Raw genomic sequence first — 16,801 nt, forward strand, 5'->3', positions numbered from 1 at the left:
GGCGGGGCGGGGCGGGGCGGGGCGGGGCGGGGCGCCCGGGTTGCCCCTTCCGGCGCGCCGCCGTATAGGGCGCGCCGATTGGGAGGATCCCTCCGCTTGGCGACGCTCGAGCCCGATACCCAGCCGGTTGCCCGGCCCAACCCCGCCCAGGCCGCCCAGGCCGCGCTGCTCGCGCGCCCGGCGACGGAAGAAAGGCGGATGGCGGATGCGATCCGCGCCCTCGCCATCGATGCGGTGGAGCAGGCGAAATCCGGCCATCCCGGCATGCCCATGGGCATGGCCGATGTGGCCACCACCCTCTTCACCCGCTTCCTGAAATTCGATGCCGCCGACCCGCGCTGGCCGGATCGCGACCGCTTCGTGCTCTCGGCCGGGCATGGCTCCATGCTGCTCTATGCCCTGCTGCACCTGACCGGCCATGCCGGGATGGGGACCGAGGAGCTGAGGCGGTTCCGGCAGTTGCATTCCCCGGCCGCCGGCCACCCGGAATATGGCGAGCATCCCGGGATCGAGACCACCACCGGGCCGCTCGGCCAGGGCATCGCCACCGCGGTCGGCATGGCGCTGGCCGAGCGGCTGCTGGCGGCGCGCTTCGGCAAGTCCCTGGTGGACCACCGCACCTGGGTAATCGCCTCCGACGGCGACCTGATGGAAGGGCTGAGCCATGAGGCCGCCTCGCTGGCCGGGCATCTCGGCCTGGAGAAGCTGACCGTCCTCTATGACGACAACAGCATCTCGATCGATGGCGACACCGCGCTCTCCCTCTCGGACGACGCGCTGAAGCGCTTCACCGCCTATGGCTGGGCGGTGCGGCGCATCGATGGGCATGACGCGGCGGAGGTGGCCTCGGCCTTGGGTTGGGCCATGCGCTCGCGCCGCCCGACCCTGATCGCCTGCCGCACCATCATCGGCTTCGCCGCGCCGACCAAGGCGGGCACCGCGGCGAGCCACGGCGCGCCGCTGGGCGCGGCCGAGGCGGCGGCGGCGAAATCCGCCCTGGGCTGGAACCACCCGCCCTTCGAGGTGCCGGAAGGGCTGCGCGAGCGCTGGGAGGCCGCCGGGCGGCGCGGCGCCGGCACCCGCCGGAGCTGGCTGAAGCGCCTGGCGCGACATCCGCAGCAGGCCGAATTCGAGCGCGCCATGGCCGGCAGGCTGCCGGAGAACTGGCACGAGCCGCTGGCCGCGCTGCGCGCGAAACTCGCGGAGGACCGGCCGAAACTCGCCACCCGCGTCGCCAGCCAGCGGGCGCTGGAGGCGCTGGTGCCGGCGGTGCCGGAGATGGTGGGCGGCTCGGCCGACCTCACCGGCTCCAACAACACCAATGTGAAGGGGGTGCCGGCCATCGCGCCGGGGAATTTCGCCGGGCGCTACATCCATTACGGGGTGCGCGAGCACGGCATGGCGGCGGCCATGAACGGCATGGCGCTGCATGGCGGCATCATCCCCTATTCCGGCACCTTCCTGGTCTTCTCCGACTACATGCGCCCGGCCATCCGGCTGGCGGCGCTGATGCGGCTCCGCGTGGTCCATGTGCTGACCCATGACAGCATCGGCCTCGGCGAGGACGGGCCGACGCACCAGCCGGTGGAGCACTTGGCCTCCTTCCGCGCCATGCCGAACATCGCCGTCTTCCGCCCCGGCGATGCGATGGAAACCGCCGAGTGCTGGGAACTTGCGGTGAAACGCGCCGAGGGGCCCTCGCTGCTGGCGCTGTCCCGGCAGAACCTGGCGGCCTTCCGCGCCGATGCCGGCGAGAACCGCTGCGCCCGCGGCGGCTATGTGGTGGAGGAGGCCGCCGGGCCGCGCCGTGCCACCCTGATCGCCTCGGGCTCGGAGATGCAGGTGGCGCTGGCGGCGCGCGCGGCGCTGGCGGCGGAGGGTATCGCCACCGCCGTGGTCTCCCTGCCCTGCTGGGAGCTCTTCGCGGCGCAGGACGAAAGCTACCGCGAACAGGTGCTGGGCGGGGCGCTCCGCGTCGGCATCGAGGCGGCGGCCGGCTTCGGCTGGGAGCGCTGGCTCGGGCCGGAGGGCCTCTTCATCGGCATGACCGGCTTCGGCGCCTCGGCGCCGGCCGAGGAACTGTACCGGCATTTCGGAATCACGCCGGAGGCCGTGGCCGCGGCCGTGCGGAAGCGGCTAGGCTGACCGGGCATCTTGCACAGAGGGGATGAAACCATGGCCGTGAAGGTCGCCATCAACGGGTTCGGGCGCATCGGTCGCCTGGTGCTGCGCGCCGCCATCGAGAGCGGGCGCGACGATATCGAGGTGGTCGCGATCAACGACCTCGGCTCGGTCGAGGCCAATGCCCACCTGTTCCGCTACGACAGCGTGCATGGCCGCTTCCCCGGCGAGGTGCAGGTCGAGGGCAACAGCCTGGTCATCACCTGCAACGGCCGCCGCTACGCGCCCATCAAGGTGACGGCCGAGCGCGACCCGACCAAGCTGCCCTGGCAGGGCGTCGACGTGGCCGCCGAATGCACCGGCATCTTCACCAGCAGCGACAAGGCGGCGCTGCTGCTGAAGGCCGGGCCGCGCAAGGTGCTGGTCTCCGCCCCCATCACCTGGGCCGAGGAGCATGCCGACATCACGGCGCAGGCGACCATCGTCTATGGCGTGAACCACGACATCCTGAAGCCGCAGCACAAGATCGTCTCCAACGCCTCCTGCACCACCAATTGCCTGGCGCCGATGGCGAAGGTGCTGCACGACAAATTCGGCATCCTGCGCGGCTACATGGTGACGATCCACGCCTATACCGGCGACCAGAACACCGTGGACACGCTGCACAAGGACCTGCACCGGGCGCGCGCGGCCGCGGTCTCCGCCATCCCGACCTCGACCGGCGCGGCCAAGGCGGTGGGCCTGGTGCTGCCGGAGCTGAAGGGCAAGCTGGACGGCACCGCCATCCGCATCCCGACGCCGAATGTCTCCATCGTCTCGCTCGACGTGAACCTGAAGGCCGAGGGCCTGACCAAGGAGCAGGTGAACGCCGCGATGAAGGAGGCATCGGAGGGCGCGCTGAAGGGCATCCTGTTCTACAACACGGAGCCGCTGGTCTCGGTGGACTTCAACCACAACGCCGCCTCCTGCACCTTCGATGCGACGCAGACCCAGAGCATCGACGGCGGGAAGATGATCCGCGTCATGGGCTGGTACGACAACGAATGGGGCTTCTCCAACCGCATGTCGGACACCGCCGCGCTGCTCGGCAGGCTGTAGCCCGCAACCCGGCCGCCGGCGGGGCGCTAGCCCTGCCGGCGTGAATCGGTCCGTCACATAAAAGGAGCAACGCGACGCATGGCCCGCTTCCGCACCCTCGACGATCTCGACCCGAAGGGGAAGCGGGTCCTGCTGCGCGCCGACCTGAACCTGCCGGTCAAGGACGGGATCATCACCGACCGCACCCGCATCGAGCGGCTCTGCCCCACCATCCGCGAATTGGCGGAAAAGGGCGGGCGGGTGATCATCTGCAGCCATTTCGACCGCCCGAAGGGCCAGCGCGTGCCGGAGATGTCGCTGCGGCCGATGGCCGAGGCGCTGGCCGCGGCGATCGGCCGGCCGGTGGGCTTCGCCACGGATTGCGTGGGGCCGGAGGCGGAGGCCGCGGTGGCGGCGCTGCGGGACGGCCAGGTGCTGCTGCTGGAGAATACCCGCTTCCATGCCGGTGAGGAGAAGAACGACCCCGCCCTGGCCGCGGCGCTGGCGCAGCTCGCCGATGTCTTCGTGAACGACGCCTTCTCCGCCGCGCATCGCGCCCATGCCAGCACCGAGGGCGTGGCGCGGCTGCTGCCGAGCTTCGCCGGCCGGCTGATGCAGGCGGAACTGGAGGCGCTGGATGCGGCGCTCGGCAACCCGAACCGGCCGGTGGTGGCGATCGTCGGCGGCGCCAAGGTCTCGACCAAGCTGGAATTGCTGGGCAACCTTTCGAAGAAGGTGGATGTGCTGGTCATCGGCGGCGCCATGGCCAATACCTTCCTCGCCGCCCAGGGCCACGCCATGGGCCGCTCCCTGCAGGAGGCCGAGATGCATGGCACCGCGCTCCGCATCCTGGAGGAGGCCGAGGCGGCGCATTGCGAGATCCTGCTGCCCACCGACCTGGTGGTGGCCGCCGCCCTCGCGCCGCATGTGCCGACCCGGACGGTGGGGGTGGATGCCGTGCCCTCCGAGATGATGGCGCTGGATGTCGGGCCGGACACGGTGGCGATGATCGAGTCCCGGCTGCGCCAGGCCAGCACCCTGGTCTGGAACGGCCCGCTCGGCGCCTTCGAGACGCCGCCCTTCGATGCGGCGACGGTGGCGGTGGCGCAATCCGTCGCCGGGCTGACGCAATCCGCCGGGCTGAAATCCATCGCCGGCGGCGGCGATACCGTCGCGGCCCTGAAACATGCGGGGGTGGCGGAGCGGATGACCTATGTCTCGGCCGCCGGCGGCGCCTTCCTGGAATGGCTGGAGGGCAAGACCCTGCCGGGCGTGGCGGTGCTGGAGACGGCATAAGGGCGCCACCCGTCCTTCCGTCAACCAATGGTTACTTGAGGGTTAATGGTCCGGGGGCGTAACCTCCCGGGCATGCAGATCAGCCGCGCCGCACCGATCCGCCGGGACCGCCCGCCGACCGGGCGGCGGCCGGCGTTAACCGCGAATTCGGATCTCGGCGCGATCATCCTGCGCATGATCAGCAGCACCTCGCTCGCCGGCCTCACCCCGGCGATCGGCCGCAACGAAGCGGCCCAGCCGGCCCGGGGCATCGCCCAGGCCCAGCCCGCCAGCGCCCGCGCGGACCAGGCCGCGCCGCAACGGCCGCTGGAGGCGGTGCCGCCGCAACCCAGCCGGCCCATGCCGCGCGGCTCCCTGCTCGACCTGCGGGTTTGAGTGGCCCGGTCGTCCGGAGGCGAAGCCGGAGGGCGTGAACCGGCCCGCAGGATGCAAATCCTCCTGGCGCGCGGCCAAGGTCACGGTCCAACGGCGGCCTGTAGGATGCCCGGCGGCTGCGATGCCACCTGCGGCCTCCCCTGGCGCAGGGCGAAGCGCATGATGTCCTCCGCGACCGGCGCCATCGCCGGCAGCCAGGGCAGCGACATCAGGATGCCGAGATGGCCGACGCCGGGGTAGACATGCGCCTCGACCCTGCCGCCCGCCCCGGCCACGCGCTCGGCTAGGCCCTGGAGGTGCCGGGCCTCGACCACCGCGTCAATCCCACCGCCCAGCAGCAGCAGCGGCGGCGCCGCGGCCGTGGCGAAGCTCCCGGGCAGCAGCGCCGCCAGATCGGGCTGCCCGGCAAAGACCCCGCGCACCGTCCAATGGCGCGGGAAGTCGCCGAGATAGGGGCCGGCGATGCCGATGGCGCCGGCCAGGTCGCGCGGCCGCAACCCCTGCCCCGCCAGCCATTGCCCGTCCAGCGCCAGCATCATGGCGATATAGGCGCCGGCGGAATGCCCGGCGACGAAGATGCCCTCCGGGGCGGCGCCGAGCCGCTCGGCATTGCGCCGCGCCCAGGCCACTGCTGCTGCGGCATCCTCCAGGAAGCCGGGAAAGCGCGTCTCCGGATAGAGGCGGTAATTCGCCACCAGCACCACCGCGCCACGCGAGGCCAGGCCGGAGGCAAGGACCTGGTTCTCCAGGCTGTCCTTGCCGCCCATCTGCCAGAAGCCGCCATGGAAGAACAGGATCAGGGGCCGCCGGCCCGCCGCCTCGGGCCGGTAGAGATCGAGCTGGTGGCGCGGGCCCTCCGCATAGGGAACATCACGCTCGACCACGACGCCGGCCGCGGGTTGGTTGCCACCGGCCGATGGCACGCCACAGGCATCCAGCACGAGGCCGAGGGCAAGCAGGAGCAGCCTCGGCAACCGCCGCCAGGGTAGCATGCACCGCAGCATGACCATGGCCCGCCCCCACTGGTTACGGAAACGGTAATCGCTCCATTGCGGGAATGTTCCGCGGCGGACCGATCACGTCGTTGCAGGCGCGGCATCGTGTCGCGCCGGGTGGGCGGGGCTTGCAGCGGCGGCAGGGCGCGCGCATCCTTGGCCGATGCCCGGTTTCGTCCGCAGCATCCCCGAGGGTGACGACCGCGAAAGGCTGACCTGCGCGGATTGCGGCTTCGTCGCCTATGAGAACCCGAAGGTGGTGGTGGGCAGCGTCGTCGCCGAGGGCGGGCGCATCCTGCTCTGCCGCCGCGCCATCGAGCCGCGCGCCGGCTTCTGGACCCTGCCCGCCGGCTACCTGGAAATGCAGGAGACGGTGGAGGAAGGCGCCCGCCGCGAAGCCTGGGAGGAAGCCCGCGCCCGCATTGCGCTGGAGGGGGTGCTGGCGGTCTATTCCATCGCCCGGCTCGGCCAGGTGCAGGTCATCTTCCGTGCCAGCCTGGCCGAGCCAGGCATCGAGGCGGGGCCGGAAAGCCTGGAACTGCGCTGGTTTGGATGGGAGGACATCCCGTGGGAGGAGATCGCCTTTCCCTCGGTCCGCTGGGCGCTGCGGCGCTGGCGGGAGACGGCGGGCGCGCCGCTCGGCCCGCCGGCGCTGAATCCGCCGGAGGACCCGCGCGGCACCCGCCCGCTGCCGCAGGCGCAGGGGCTGTGACGCGCCGGGGCCTGCTGCTGCTGGCGCTTGGCGCCCTGGTCGCCGGCCCGGCCGGGGCGCAGGAGGCGGCGCCCGAGGCCGAAACCCCGCCCCGCCCGGCACCCGCTCCCCGGCCACGCCGCCGCCGCCGGCCGCGCCAGGCCGCGCGGCCGGAGCCGCCACCGCCGGAGACCGCCGACCTGACGCCCCCCGCCCCGCCGGCCTCGCGGCTGGAGGCCGCGCCGGTTCCCAACCGGGACCTGGAGGCACCGCGCGTCATCCGGCCCGAGGGGCCGAGCTTCACCCCCGACGTGATCCAGCGCCGCCTGCCCGGCCGCGGCCAGGCCGCCCAGGGCGTGCCGGACCGCACCGAGGAGCGGCTCTTCGCCCCCGCCCCCGGCGCCCGGCTGAACCTGCCCTTCAGCTACTGAGCGACCCGGTCGGCAAAGGGCCGCGAGGCCCGGAGCCGTGAACCGGCCCGCAAGATACAAGCGGCCCGGTCGTCCGCAGGCGAAGCCGGAGGGCGTGAACCGGCCCGCAGGAACTAAGCGGGCGGCTGCTGGGCGCGGCCCGGCACCCAGACCGGGTCCGGGGCGCGCCACAGCGCCGGGTCCCGCATCATGCGGGCCAGGCCGGCGGTGACCGCCTCGATGATCCGCTGCCCCTTCTCCGCGGTGGCGGCGCGCGGGTCGCCGCGGACGCCGGTGCGGGGCGCGCGTTCCTCGAAGCTCCAGAAGCGCGAGGCGCCGGCGGGCGTGGGCGGCGCGGCATTGGAGAGCGCCCCGGCGATGCGGTCCTGCCGCACCTGGTCGGGCTCGAGCGCGAGCCAGAGGCTGGTTTCGCCCTCACAGGCATGGTGGATGCCGGGCTGCGCCGTCAGGATGCCGGCGATCTCGGCGGGCGCCACGTTCGGCCAAGTGGTGGCGACGACGGGGATGCCGAATTCATGCGCCAGCTCGCGCGCCGAGACCGCCAGCGGATCGATATTGCCGCCGTGGCCATTCACGATGAACAGCTTCGAGAAGCCGTCGGCGCGTAAGCTGCGCACCACGCAGCGCAGCACCGCGTGGAAGGTGGCGTAGTCCAGGCTGATGGTGCCGCCGAAGGGGAAGTGGTGCTCCGACAGCCCGAGCCAGAGCGGCGGCAGCACCACTACCGGCATCTCCCCCGCCACCGCCTCGGCGGCACGGAGCGAGAGGTTGTGCGCGGCATGGCTGTCGGTCCAGACCGGCAGATGCGGCCCGTGCTGCTCCAGGCTGCCGATCGGCAGCACCACCAGCGCGTCCCGCGCGGCGAGCGCCTTGAGGTCCGGCGCGGTCAGGCGTTCCCAGGCCACAGTCATGCTATCCACCCCGGCTGATCAGGCCGCCAGGGTCGGGGGCCCTGGCGCCTGCGTCAATCCAGCCCGACCAGCCCCCGCGCGAAATCCCGCGCCGTGAAGGGCCGGAGGTCCTGCGCCGTCTCGCCCACCCCCACCATATGCACGGGCAGGCCGAATTCCTGGGCCAGCGCCACCACCACGCCGCCCTTGGCGCTGCCGTCCAGCTTGGTCACCGCCAGCCCGGTCACCGCCACCATCTCCTTGAAGACCTTCACCTGCTGCAGCGCGTTCTGGCCGGTGGTGGCGTCCAGCACCAGCAGCACGGAATGCGGCGCCGTCTCGTCCTGGCGCTTGAGCACGCGGATGATCTTCCGCAATTCCTCCATCAGCGCGGCCTTGTTGTGCAGCCGCCCCGCGGTATCCACCAGCAGCACCTGGGTGCCGGCCTCCTTCGCCGCCCGCAGCGCGTCGAAGGCGAGGCCCGCGGCATCGGCGCCGGGCTTGGCCGGGGCATGCACCTGGCAGCCGGTGCGCTCGCCCCAGATCTGCAACTGCTCCACCGCCGCGGCGCGGAAGGTGTCGCCGGCGACGAAGCCGCAGGTCAGGCCAAGCTCGCGGTAGATGCGGCCGAGCTTGGCGATGGTGGTGGTCTTGCCGGTGCCGTTGACGCCCACCACCAGCACCACATGCGGCGCGCGGCGCGGGTCCACCTCCATCTCATGCGCCACGGGGGCGAGGATGGCGGCGATCTCCTCGGCCAGCGCCGCCTTCACCTCCTCATCCGTGACCTCCTTGCCGAAGCGGCTGCGGCGGAAGCCCTCGACGATGCGGGCGGAGGCGGCGACGCCGAGATCGGCGGTGATCAGCATCTCCTCCAATTCCTCCAGCGCGGCCTCGTCCAGGCGGCGCTTGCGGAACAGGGTGGTGACGCCTTCGGTAAGGCGGGCGGTGGAGCGGGCCAGGCCGGATTTCAGCCGGGAGAACCAGCCGCCGGGCGCGGCGGTGGCCGGTTCGGCCGCAGGCGCGATGAGAACAGGTTCGGCCGCGGGTGCGGCGGGAACAGGTTCGGCCGCGGGCGCGGCGGGGCGCGGTGCCACCGCTCCGGGCAGCGGGGCGCCACCACTGGCCTGCGCGGGCGGGATCGCCACGGGCTCCGAGGGCGGCCGGAGCTCCACGGCATGGCCTGGCGGCGGGGCGGCGGCGGCCTCGCGCGCCTCGGCCTCGCGCTGCGCCGTCTGCTGGCGTGCTTCCGCCTCGCGCAGCGCCCCGGCATCGTCCTGCGGGCGCAACTCCTCCGCGCCGGGCAGCGGGGGGGGGGGTGAAGCCGGATTCGGAGAGCCGCCCGAGCGGGGTTGGCGGCGAAAAGGGCGGCGGGCTGGGCGGCAGCGGCGGCACCGGGATGGCCGGTGATGCCGCCGGGGGCATGGTCGGCGGCCCCTCGGGCGGGACCGGCGCCGGGGGCTGGCCGGGCGGGGTGGTGAACGGCGGCTCCTCGGCCGGGGTCTCGGCGCCGCGGCCGCGCAGGCGGCCGATCCAGTCACGCAGCGCCATGCCTAGGCGGCCTCCGCCAACAGCCCGTCCGGCGTCGTGCCGGTGACCCGCAGCCGGCGCAATTCGCCGGGCCGGGCTCCGCCGCCGGCCAGGCGCAGCGGCGCGAAATGCTCGGTATGGCCGCGATCCTCACGCTCGAACAGCACGGCTTCCTCCTGCCCGACCCGTGTTGCGAAGAACCGCGCGGCCGCCGCCTGGCCGGTGGCGCGCAGCCGGGCCGCGCGTTCCCGCCGGAGCGGCACCGGCAGTTGCGGCATCCGCGCCGCCGGGGTGCCCGGCCGCTCGGAATAGGGAAAGACGTGCAGGAAGGTGAGTTCCATCTCGCCCACCAGATCCAGCATCTCCTGGAACTGCGCCTCGGTCTCGGTGGGGAAGCCGGCGATGAGGTCGGCGCCGAAGGCGATGTCCGGGCGCAAGGACCGCGCCCGGCGGCCGAGGGCGATGGCATCCGCCCGGAGATGCCGGCGCTTCATGCGCTTCAGGATCAGGTCGGCGCCGTGCTGGAGCGACAGGTGCAGATGCGGCATCAGCCGCGGCTCCTCGGCGATCAGCCGCCAGAGGTCGTCATCCATCTCCACCGGGTCGAGCGAGGAGAGCCGGAGCCGCGGCAGTTCCGGCACCAGCGCCAGCAGGCGCCGCACCATCTGGCCAAGGCTCGGCCGCCCCGGCAGGTCCGGGCCGTAGGAGGTGATGTCCACCCCGGTCAGCACCACCTCCCGGTAGCCGCGCCCGGCCAGCAGCCGCACCTGCTCGACGATGGCGCCGATCGGCACGGAGCGCGAGGGGCCGCGGCCATAGGGGATGACGCAGAAGGTGCAGCGGTGGTCGCAGCCTTGCTGCACCTGCACGAAGGCTCGCGCCCGGCCGGCGAAATCGGTGACGAGATGCGCCGCTGTTTCCGTGGCGGCCATGATGTCGGTGACGGGGGCGGGCGGTGCGTCCAGCGCCCAGGCCTCGGGGCGCAGCTTGTCGGCATTGCCGATCACCCGCGCCACCCCCGGCAGCGCCGCCCAGCGTTCCGGCGCGATCTGCGCGGCGCAGCCGGTGACGAGGATGGTGGCCGCGGGATTCTTCCGGTGCGCGCTGCGGATCGCCTGGCGGGCCTGGCGCTCGGCCTCCGCCGTCACGGCGCAGGTATTCACCAGGATGGTATCGGTGTGCCCGGCCTTGCCGGCCAGGTCGCGCATGGCTTCCGACTCGTAGGTATTGAGGCGGCAGCCGAAGGTCAGGACATCAAGGGTCATGCCGGAAAGGCGCCCAGCTCGATCTCGCCGGTGAAGGCGGTGGCGACGGGGCCGGTCATCAGCACATGCCCATCCGCCCGCCATGCGATCTCGAGGTCGCCGCCCGGCAGGCTCACCGTGGCGCGCCGCCCGACCAGGCCGCGCCGCGCCGCATTCACCAGCGCCGCGCAGGCGCCGGAGCCGCAGGCGAGGGTCAGCCCGGCGCCCCTTTCCCAGACCACCAGCCTGAGATGCTCCGGCCCCAGCACCTGGACAAAGCCGATATTGGCGCGCTCCGGGAAGATCGGGTCCTGCTCCAATGAGGGGCCGAGCGCCGCCACCGGCACCGCATCCAGATCCGGCACGAAGAAGGTGGCGTGCGGGTTGCCCATGCTGCAGGCCGCCGGGTCCGCCAGCACGCCGCGCGCGAGGGGCAGGTGCAGCGTGTCCATGGCGCGGGCCAGCGGCACCTCCCGCCAGTCGAGCCGGGCCGAGCCCATATCCACGGTGAAGCGGCCATCCGGCAGCGCCTCGGCCGGCAGGTCGCCGCTGATGGTCCGCACCACCACGCGCCTGCGCCCGGTCTCGGCCGCGAGCAGCGAGGCGACGCAGCGCGTGGCATTGCCGCAGGCCCCGGCCTCGGAGCCATCGGGGTTGCGGATGCGCATGAAGACATCGGCCAGGCCCGGCGCGCCCGGCTCCAGCAGGATGAGCTGGTCGCAGCCGATGCCGGTGCGCCGGTCCGCCAGCGCGGCGGCGCGGGCCGGGGTCATGCCGAGATCGGCGGCGCGGGCATCCAGCATGACGAAATCATTGCCGAGGCCGTGCATCTTGCGGAAGGGAACCATCACGGGCGCAGATATGCCCCGGCCGGCCCGCCGATCCAAGGGCAGGCCGCCCGATGGCTGAAGCGCCGCAGGCGCGGAAGGCTGAATCGGCCGGCCGCAAACATGCCCGATGGCCGAAGCGCCGCAGGCGCGGAGGGCTGAATCGGCCGGCACATATCCCCGATGGCGGCGCCAGCCCCGCCTATCGCTTCAGGATGGAGCCTAGCACGCCGCGCAGCACCGAGCCGCCGAGTTGCCGGCCGAGCTGGTTGCCGATGGTCCGGGCCAGGGATTTCGCCATGGCCTCCGCCACCCCCTCCCGCTTGCCGCCGCTGCCGGTGAGGATATCGCCGAGCACGCCGCCGGGCCTGGCCTGCGGCGCGGGTTGGCGGCGCTGCGGGATCTGCGGGATGCGTCCCGGGCCGGGCGAAGCCGGCGCCGGGGACCAGGAGCCGGGCCCGGTATTGCCCCAGGGGCTGCCGCCGCGCACCGGGGCCGGGCCGGGCTCGGCCGGCACGGTCGTGGCGCGGCCATGCAGCATCTCATAGGCCGAGTCGCGGTCCACCGCCTGGTCGTAGCGGCCGAGCAGCGGGCTGCGGCCCAGCACCGCCGCCCGTTCCTCCGGGGTGATAGCGCCGATCCGGCTGCGCGGCGGCGCGATGCGGGCGCGTTCCACCGGGTTCGGCGTGCCATCCGCGGCCAGGGTGGAGACCAGTGCCTCGCCCACCGCCAATTGGCCGATGGCCTCCTCCACCCGCACCTTCGGGTTGGGGCGGAAGGTCTCGGCCGCCGCCCGCACCGCCTTCTGCTCCAGTGGCGTGAAGGCGCGCAGCGCGTGCTGCACCCGGTTGCCGAGCTGGCCCAGCACCGTCGCCGGCAGGTCCAGCGGGTTCTGCGTGACGAAATAGATGCCCACCCCCTTGGAGCGGATGAGGCGCACCACCGCCTCCACCTTCTCCACCAGGGCGCGCGGGGCATCGCGGAACAGCAGATGCGCCTCGTCGAAGAAGAAGACGAGCTTGGGCTTCTCCAGGTCGCCCACTTCCGGCAGTTCCTCGAACAGTTCGGAGAGCAGCCAGAGCAGGAAGGTGGCGTAGAGGCGGGGGCTCTGCACCAGCTTATCGGCGGCCAGCACATTCACCGCGCCGCGGCCATCCGGGGTCAGCAGCATGAGGTCGGTCAGCGCCAGGGCCGGTTCGCCGAAGAATTCCTCGGCCCCCGCCTGTTCCAGCACCAGCAGCCGGCGCTGGATGGTGCCGATGGTGGCCTTGCTGACCTGGCCGTAATGGGTGCGGACTTCCTCGGCGCGGTCGGCGACATGGCCGAGGATGGCGCGGAGGTCCTTGAAGTCCAGCAGCAGCAGTCCGTCGTCATCGGCCAGCTTGAAGGCGATGCTCAGCACGCCTTCCTGGGTGTCGTTCAGTTCCAGCATCCGGGCCAGCAGCAGCGGGCCCATCTCCGCCACCGTGGCGCGCAGCCGGTGGCCCTGCTGGCCGAAGACGTCCCAGAAGACCACCGGGGCGGGTTCATAGGCGAAATCCGCCACCCCGATCTCCGCCGCGCGCTTCTCGAGCTTCGGGTGGGGCGTGCCGGGCTGGCTGAGGCCGGAGAGGTCGCCCTTGATATCGGCGCAGAAAACCGGGACGCCGGCGCGGGAGAAGCCCTCGGCCAGCACCTGGAGGGTGACGGTCTTCCCCGTGCCGGTGGCGCCGGCGATAAGGCCATGGCGATTGGCGCGGCTCAGCAGCAACTCGCAGGGGCGGTCGCCCCGGCCGATCAGGATGGATTGCCCCGTCATGCCCCAAGCTCCCAGGCCGCTTCGGCCCGGTATAGGGGATGGGGCGGCGCCGGTCAGCCCCGATCGGCGGAACGCGGAAGGCCCGCGGCGCCGCCCCGGGAGGGGGGTGCCGCGGGCCTCGCCGCAGGTGTCGCGGCGGCCCGGATGCCGGGCCGCCGGTTCCGGTCCGGCCGGCTGGGCCTCAGGCGGCGATCGCGGCGGCGCCGAACAGCGCCTCGGCGCGGGCGGCGATCCGCTCGCGCACCGCCATCGGCACCTGGCGATGCGCCTTGGCGCGCGGCAGGTCCATTTCCGGGATCGCGGCCTCGGCGCCGTAGAGCGCCTCATGCTCGGCCCAGTTGTCGAAGGCGGCGCGCTCGACATTGTCCACGAAGGTCTCGGCCGGCACGCCCTCGGCCAGGATCAGCGCATGATCGGCCAGTTCGACATGATGGTAGGTGAAGACCTGCGGCACCGCCGCCTCGCGCAGGATGGAGGTGCCGTTCACCAGGGCGCCGGCCTGCACCAGCACGCCCTCCACCAGGATGGCATGGGCGGGCGAGACGAGCAGGTCGCGTTCCGGCAGGTTCTCGGCCAGGGCGCCGGCGCGGATGCGGATCGGCAGGGTGGTGAGCGGGTCGGCGAAGAGGGTGGAGACGGTCTGGTGGCCCATCCAGCGGATGGAGGCGGCCTTGCCCTCATGGGTGAGGACGATATCGCCGATCTTCAGGGCCTCGACCGCGGCATCGCCCGAGGGCGTGCGGACCAGGGTGCCGGGGTAGAAGCAGATGGCGAAGTCAGTCGTCGCGCTAGGCCCCGCGGCGTCAACAGTCTTCGTTACCTTGGCATTGGCGATACCCTGCGGGGCGCTTGTCGAAAAGTAATATTGATTACCATCACTACCCGAAGCGTAAAATCCAGAAGTGGTGTTCGACCCAGTATAGGTCGCTCTGCCAAGGTAGGTATAGGTAAGGCCATCGCCCGCGAAGCTGAAAGTCTCAGCGGAACCGGCCTGATCGCCGAGGACGTAATTGTTGGCGCCTGTTGTACTCACGTTATGTGCAGCCGGCGTCGTAGTATTGGTGCTCAACTGGTCACTGCCGCCGGCTTTGAAAGTTGTCCTGAACAGGGTAAATGTGCTCGTTGCCACCGCATTGCTCCATCGTGAGTTGCAGGCGGGCAAGAACCCGCCAAGGCTGTAGCGAAGCCCGGTCGTGGCAAGTCTCATGAAGTCTGCTGCCAATCAGGCCAGCGACCCAGGGTGGAAATGCAACAACCAGTCCAGGCGTTGTCAGGATCATTGCCATAATGGCCTGCCCGGTCCACCAATCTACGGTTGTATAGCCCGCCCCAAGAAACAGTCAGAAAGTAAGAATCAGGGGGCCATCCACCGATACAGGGCTACCCCTTCCGTAGAGGCAGGCGGGGCGGAACTAGGCTGATTGCAGCGTGGCACCTTGGATTCACTGGCTTTCCGGAAACCTGCCCGGGCCGTGGTTCCGCCAGTCGGGAGCGCGGCGGGCCTTCCACCGGTGCCCCGGCCGAGCTCACCGGAGGATGTGCTCGCTACAATTCAGTACAATACTCCGGCCGGCGATCCGCCTGACCCGGGCGGCCCGGCCTGCCCTTGCGCCCCACCCGCCCCGCCGCTATACGCCCGCCCTCGCTTTCCGCGCGTCCGGGCCTGTAGGGCATGCCCGGCCGCGGCCTCGTGCCTGTTCCGCAGGCGCAAACCCCGACCAGGAGGTCCGAAATGCCCAAGATGAAGACGAAGTCTTCGGTGAAGAAGCGCTTCAAGCTCACCGCGACAGGCAAGGTGCTGGCCGGCCCGGGCAAGAAGCGGCATTGCCTTTCCGCCCGCTCCAGGAAGGTGAAGCGGCAGAACACCGGCACCCAGGTGCTGCGCCACCAGGACGGCATCACTGTGAAGCAGTGGATGCCCTATGGTCTGGACCGGTAAGGGGGGGCATCGAGACATGGCACGCGTGAAGCGGGGCGTTACCGCCCATGCCCGGCACAAGAAGGTCCTCAAGCTCGCCAAGGGCTATGTCGGCCGGTCTTCCACCAATTACCGTCCCGCGCTGGAGCGGGTCGAGAAGGCGCTGCAATACGCCTATCGCGACCGCCGCAACAAGAAGCGCGACTTCCGGGGCCTCTGGATCCAGCGGATCAACGCCGCGGTGCGGGAGCACGGGCTGACCTATTCCAAATTCATCGCCGGCGTCAGGGCGGCGAATATCGAGATGGACCGCAAGGTGATGGCGGCCATCGCCTTCGACGACCCGGCGGCCTTCGCGGCGCTGGTGGAGAAGGTCAAGGGCGCGCAGCCCGCGTAACTCCGGTGGCGGCGGGTACCCCGCTGCCCTTCAGCCAGAGGGCCGCGTCCGGCCGCCGGGGAGAGACCCCCGGGCGGTGGGCGCGGCCCTTCGCGTTTGCGGAACAGGTGCCATGACCGACCTCGCCCCCTCCGACGACCTGGCCGCGCTGCGGCAGGAGATCGCGGCGCAGCTTGCCGCCAGCGCCGATCTCCGCGCCTGGGACGCGGTGCGCGTCGGCGTACTCGGCAAGAGCGGCCGGCTCACCGCGCTGCTGAAGGGGCTGGGCGCGGTGGCGCCGGAGGCGCGGCGCGAACGCGGCGCCGCGCTCAACCGCCTGAAGGCGGAGCTGGAAGCCGCCATCGAGTCCCGCCGCCTGGCGCTTGAGGCGGCGACGCTGGAAGCGCGGCTCGCCGCCGAGCGGCTGGACGTGACGCTGCCGCCGCGGCCGCACCCGCCCGCCGGGGCGGAGCAGGGCGGCATCCACCCCATCAGCCGCACCATGGAGGAGCTGGTGGCGATCTTCGGCGCCATGGGCCTGCGGGTGGCGGAGGGGCCGGATATCGAGGGCGACTGGTATAATTTCGGCGCCCTCAACATCCCGGAGCACCACCCGGCGCGGCAGGACCACGACACGTTTTATTTGCCGGCCGACCCGGACGGCCGGCGGCCCGTGCTCAGGACCCATACCTCGCCGGTGCAGATCCGCACCATGATCGCCGAGCCGCCGCCGATCCGCGTCATCGTCCCCGGCCGGACCTACCGCGCCGACCATGACGCGACGCATTCGCCCATGTTCCACCAGGTGGAGGGGCTGGTGATCGACCGCGGCATCACGCTCGGCCACCTGAAGGGCTGCCTGATCGACTTCCTCCGCGCCTTCTTCTGCATTTCCGACCTGCCGGTGCGCTTCCGCGCCAGCTACTTCCCCTTCACCGAACCCTCGATGGAGGTGGATATCGGCTGGAACCGCAGGACGGGCGAACTCGGCAAAGGGGGGGATTGGCTGGAGATTCTCGGCAGCGGCATGGTGCATCCGCGGGTGCTGGCCAATTGCGGCATCGATCCGCGGGAATGGCAGGGCTTCGCCTTCGGCATGGGGATCGAGCGCATTACCATGCTGAAGCACGGCATGCCGGACCTCCGCCCCTTCTACGAAAGCGACCTGCGCTGGCTGCGCCACTACGCCGCCGACCCACTTTCTCCGCCCTCCCTCGCGGAGGGCGTGTGAG

The 16,801-nt window shown here is 71.9% G+C and carries 16 protein-coding genes; 9 read left to right on the top strand and 7 right to left on the bottom strand.

Annotated elements, in window-relative coordinates; translation table 11 throughout:
- Positions 1-96: 96 nt before the first annotated feature.
- The 4 genes from tkt to KSF81_RS23310 all read left to right on the top strand — a co-directional run bounded on the left by tkt (position 97) and on the right by KSF81_RS23310 (position 4,869).
- Positions 97-2,145 carry a transketolase gene (gene tkt, locus KSF81_RS23295; RefSeq protein ID WP_375293348.1) on the top strand — a complete coding sequence of 683 codons (2,049 nt, stop codon included), beginning with the start codon at positions 97-99 and terminating at the stop codon, positions 2,143-2,145.
- 30 nt (positions 2,146-2,175) lie between these two features.
- Entirely contained in the window at positions 2,176-3,219 is a 1,044-nt protein-coding gene (gene gap / locus KSF81_RS23300) for a type I glyceraldehyde-3-phosphate dehydrogenase (protein WP_217380991.1), read from the top strand.
- 78 nt (positions 3,220-3,297) lie between these two features.
- Entirely contained in the window at positions 3,298-4,494 is a 1,197-nt protein-coding gene (locus tag KSF81_RS23305) for a phosphoglycerate kinase (protein WP_217380992.1), read from the top strand.
- 174 nt (positions 4,495-4,668) lie between these two features.
- Entirely contained in the window at positions 4,669-4,869 is a 201-nt protein-coding gene (locus KSF81_RS23310; RefSeq protein ID WP_217380993.1) for a hypothetical protein, read from the top strand.
- A gap of 80 nt (positions 4,870-4,949) precedes the next feature.
- Here the strand turns inward: KSF81_RS23310 and KSF81_RS23315 are convergent, their stop codons facing one another.
- Positions 4,950-5,873, bottom strand: coding sequence for an alpha/beta hydrolase (locus KSF81_RS23315; protein WP_217380994.1), 924 nt, complete (start codon positions 5,871-5,873; stop codon positions 4,950-4,952).
- Positions 5,874-6,027: 154 nt separating this feature from the next.
- Between KSF81_RS23315 and KSF81_RS23320 the strand changes: the two genes are divergently transcribed.
- Both KSF81_RS23320 and KSF81_RS23325 read left to right on the top strand, forming a co-directional pair.
- Positions 6,028-6,576 carry an NUDIX domain-containing protein gene (locus tag KSF81_RS23320; protein ID WP_217380995.1) on the top strand — a complete coding sequence of 183 codons (549 nt, stop codon included), beginning with the start codon at positions 6,028-6,030 and terminating at the stop codon, positions 6,574-6,576.
- Positions 6,573-6,986, top strand: coding sequence for a hypothetical protein (locus KSF81_RS23325; RefSeq protein WP_217380996.1), 414 nt, complete (start codon positions 6,573-6,575; stop codon positions 6,984-6,986). Before KSF81_RS23320 ends, KSF81_RS23325 begins: the two co-directional genes overlap by 4 nt.
- Positions 6,987-7,099: 113 nt before the next feature.
- Here the strand turns inward: KSF81_RS23325 and KSF81_RS23330 are convergent, their stop codons facing one another.
- The 6 genes from KSF81_RS23330 to KSF81_RS23355 form a co-directional block, all read right to left on the bottom strand.
- A complete protein-coding gene (locus KSF81_RS23330) occupies positions 7,100-7,897 on the bottom strand; it encodes a creatininase family protein (RefSeq protein WP_217380997.1) in 798 nt (265 codons plus the stop codon).
- A gap of 53 nt (positions 7,898-7,950) precedes the next feature.
- Positions 7,951-8,904: a signal recognition particle-docking protein FtsY gene (ftsY, locus tag KSF81_RS23335; protein ID WP_309139743.1), complete on the bottom strand. Its 954-nt coding sequence runs from the start codon at positions 8,902-8,904 to the stop codon at positions 7,951-7,953.
- A 525-nt stretch (positions 8,905-9,429) separates the two neighbouring features.
- Positions 9,430-10,671, bottom strand: coding sequence for a tRNA (N(6)-L-threonylcarbamoyladenosine(37)-C(2))-methylthiotransferase MtaB (gene mtaB, locus KSF81_RS23340; RefSeq protein WP_217380998.1), 1,242 nt, complete (start codon positions 10,669-10,671; stop codon positions 9,430-9,432).
- On the bottom strand, positions 10,668-11,501 hold the full coding sequence (gene dapF, locus KSF81_RS23345; RefSeq protein WP_217380999.1) for a diaminopimelate epimerase: 834 nt from the start codon (positions 11,499-11,501) through the stop codon (positions 10,668-10,670). The genes mtaB and dapF overlap by 4 nt, the downstream gene beginning before the upstream one ends.
- A 178-nt stretch (positions 11,502-11,679) precedes the next feature.
- On the bottom strand, positions 11,680-13,275 hold the full coding sequence (locus tag KSF81_RS23350; protein WP_217381000.1) for a helicase HerA-like domain-containing protein: 1,596 nt from the start codon (positions 13,273-13,275) through the stop codon (positions 11,680-11,682).
- Between the two features lie 181 nt (positions 13,276-13,456).
- The gene (locus KSF81_RS23355) at positions 13,457-14,344 is read right to left on the bottom strand and encodes a Hint domain-containing protein (RefSeq protein ID WP_217381001.1); all 888 of its coding nucleotides are present in this window, start codon (positions 14,342-14,344) and stop codon (positions 13,457-13,459) included.
- 663 nt (positions 14,345-15,007) lie between these two features.
- On the opposite strand from KSF81_RS23355, the gene rpmI reads away from it, so the two are divergent.
- The 3 genes from rpmI (at position 15,008) to pheS (ending at position 16,800) form a co-directional block, all read left to right on the top strand.
- A complete protein-coding gene (gene rpmI, locus KSF81_RS23360) occupies positions 15,008-15,214 on the top strand; it encodes a 50S ribosomal protein L35 (protein WP_217381002.1) in 207 nt (68 codons plus the stop codon).
- A 16-nt stretch (positions 15,215-15,230) separates the two neighbouring features.
- On the top strand, positions 15,231-15,590 hold the full coding sequence (gene rplT / locus KSF81_RS23365) for a 50S ribosomal protein L20 (protein ID WP_217381003.1): 360 nt from the start codon (positions 15,231-15,233) through the stop codon (positions 15,588-15,590).
- A 112-nt stretch (positions 15,591-15,702) separates the two neighbouring features.
- Entirely contained in the window at positions 15,703-16,800 is a 1,098-nt protein-coding gene (gene pheS, locus KSF81_RS23370; RefSeq protein ID WP_217381004.1) for a phenylalanine--tRNA ligase subunit alpha, read from the top strand.
- Position 16,801: the final 1 nt, after the last annotated feature.

This window comes from Siccirubricoccus sp. G192, assembly GCF_019084075.1.
GTDB lineage: Bacteria > Pseudomonadota > Alphaproteobacteria > Acetobacterales > Acetobacteraceae > G192.

Coding starts and splice junctions, on each gene's coding strand:
- gap (WP_217380991.1), top strand. CDS start 2,176: ATGGCCGTGAAGGTCGCCATCAACGGGTTCGGGCGCATCGGTCGCCTG.
- KSF81_RS23305 (WP_217380992.1), top strand. CDS start 3,298: ATGGCCCGCTTCCGCACCCTCGACGATCTCGACCCGAAGGGGAAGCGG.
- KSF81_RS23310 (WP_217380993.1), top strand. CDS start 4,669: ATGATCAGCAGCACCTCGCTCGCCGGCCTCACCCCGGCGATCGGCCGC.
- KSF81_RS23315 (WP_217380994.1), bottom strand. CDS start 5,873: ATGCTGCGGTGCATGCTACCCTGGCGGCGGTTGCCGAGGCTGCTCCTG.
- KSF81_RS23320 (WP_217380995.1), top strand. CDS start 6,028: ATGCCCGGTTTCGTCCGCAGCATCCCCGAGGGTGACGACCGCGAAAGG.
- KSF81_RS23330 (WP_217380997.1), bottom strand. CDS start 7,897: ATGACTGTGGCCTGGGAACGCCTGACCGCGCCGGACCTCAAGGCGCTC.
- mtaB (WP_217380998.1), bottom strand. CDS start 10,671: ATGACCCTTGATGTCCTGACCTTCGGCTGCCGCCTCAATACCTACGAG.
- KSF81_RS23350 (WP_217381000.1), bottom strand. CDS start 13,275: ATGACGGGGCAATCCATCCTGATCGGCCGGGGCGACCGCCCCTGCGAG.
- rpmI (WP_217381002.1), top strand. CDS start 15,008: ATGCCCAAGATGAAGACGAAGTCTTCGGTGAAGAAGCGCTTCAAGCTC.
- rplT (WP_217381003.1), top strand. CDS start 15,231: ATGGCACGCGTGAAGCGGGGCGTTACCGCCCATGCCCGGCACAAGAAG.
- pheS (WP_217381004.1), top strand. CDS start 15,703: ATGACCGACCTCGCCCCCTCCGACGACCTGGCCGCGCTGCGGCAGGAG.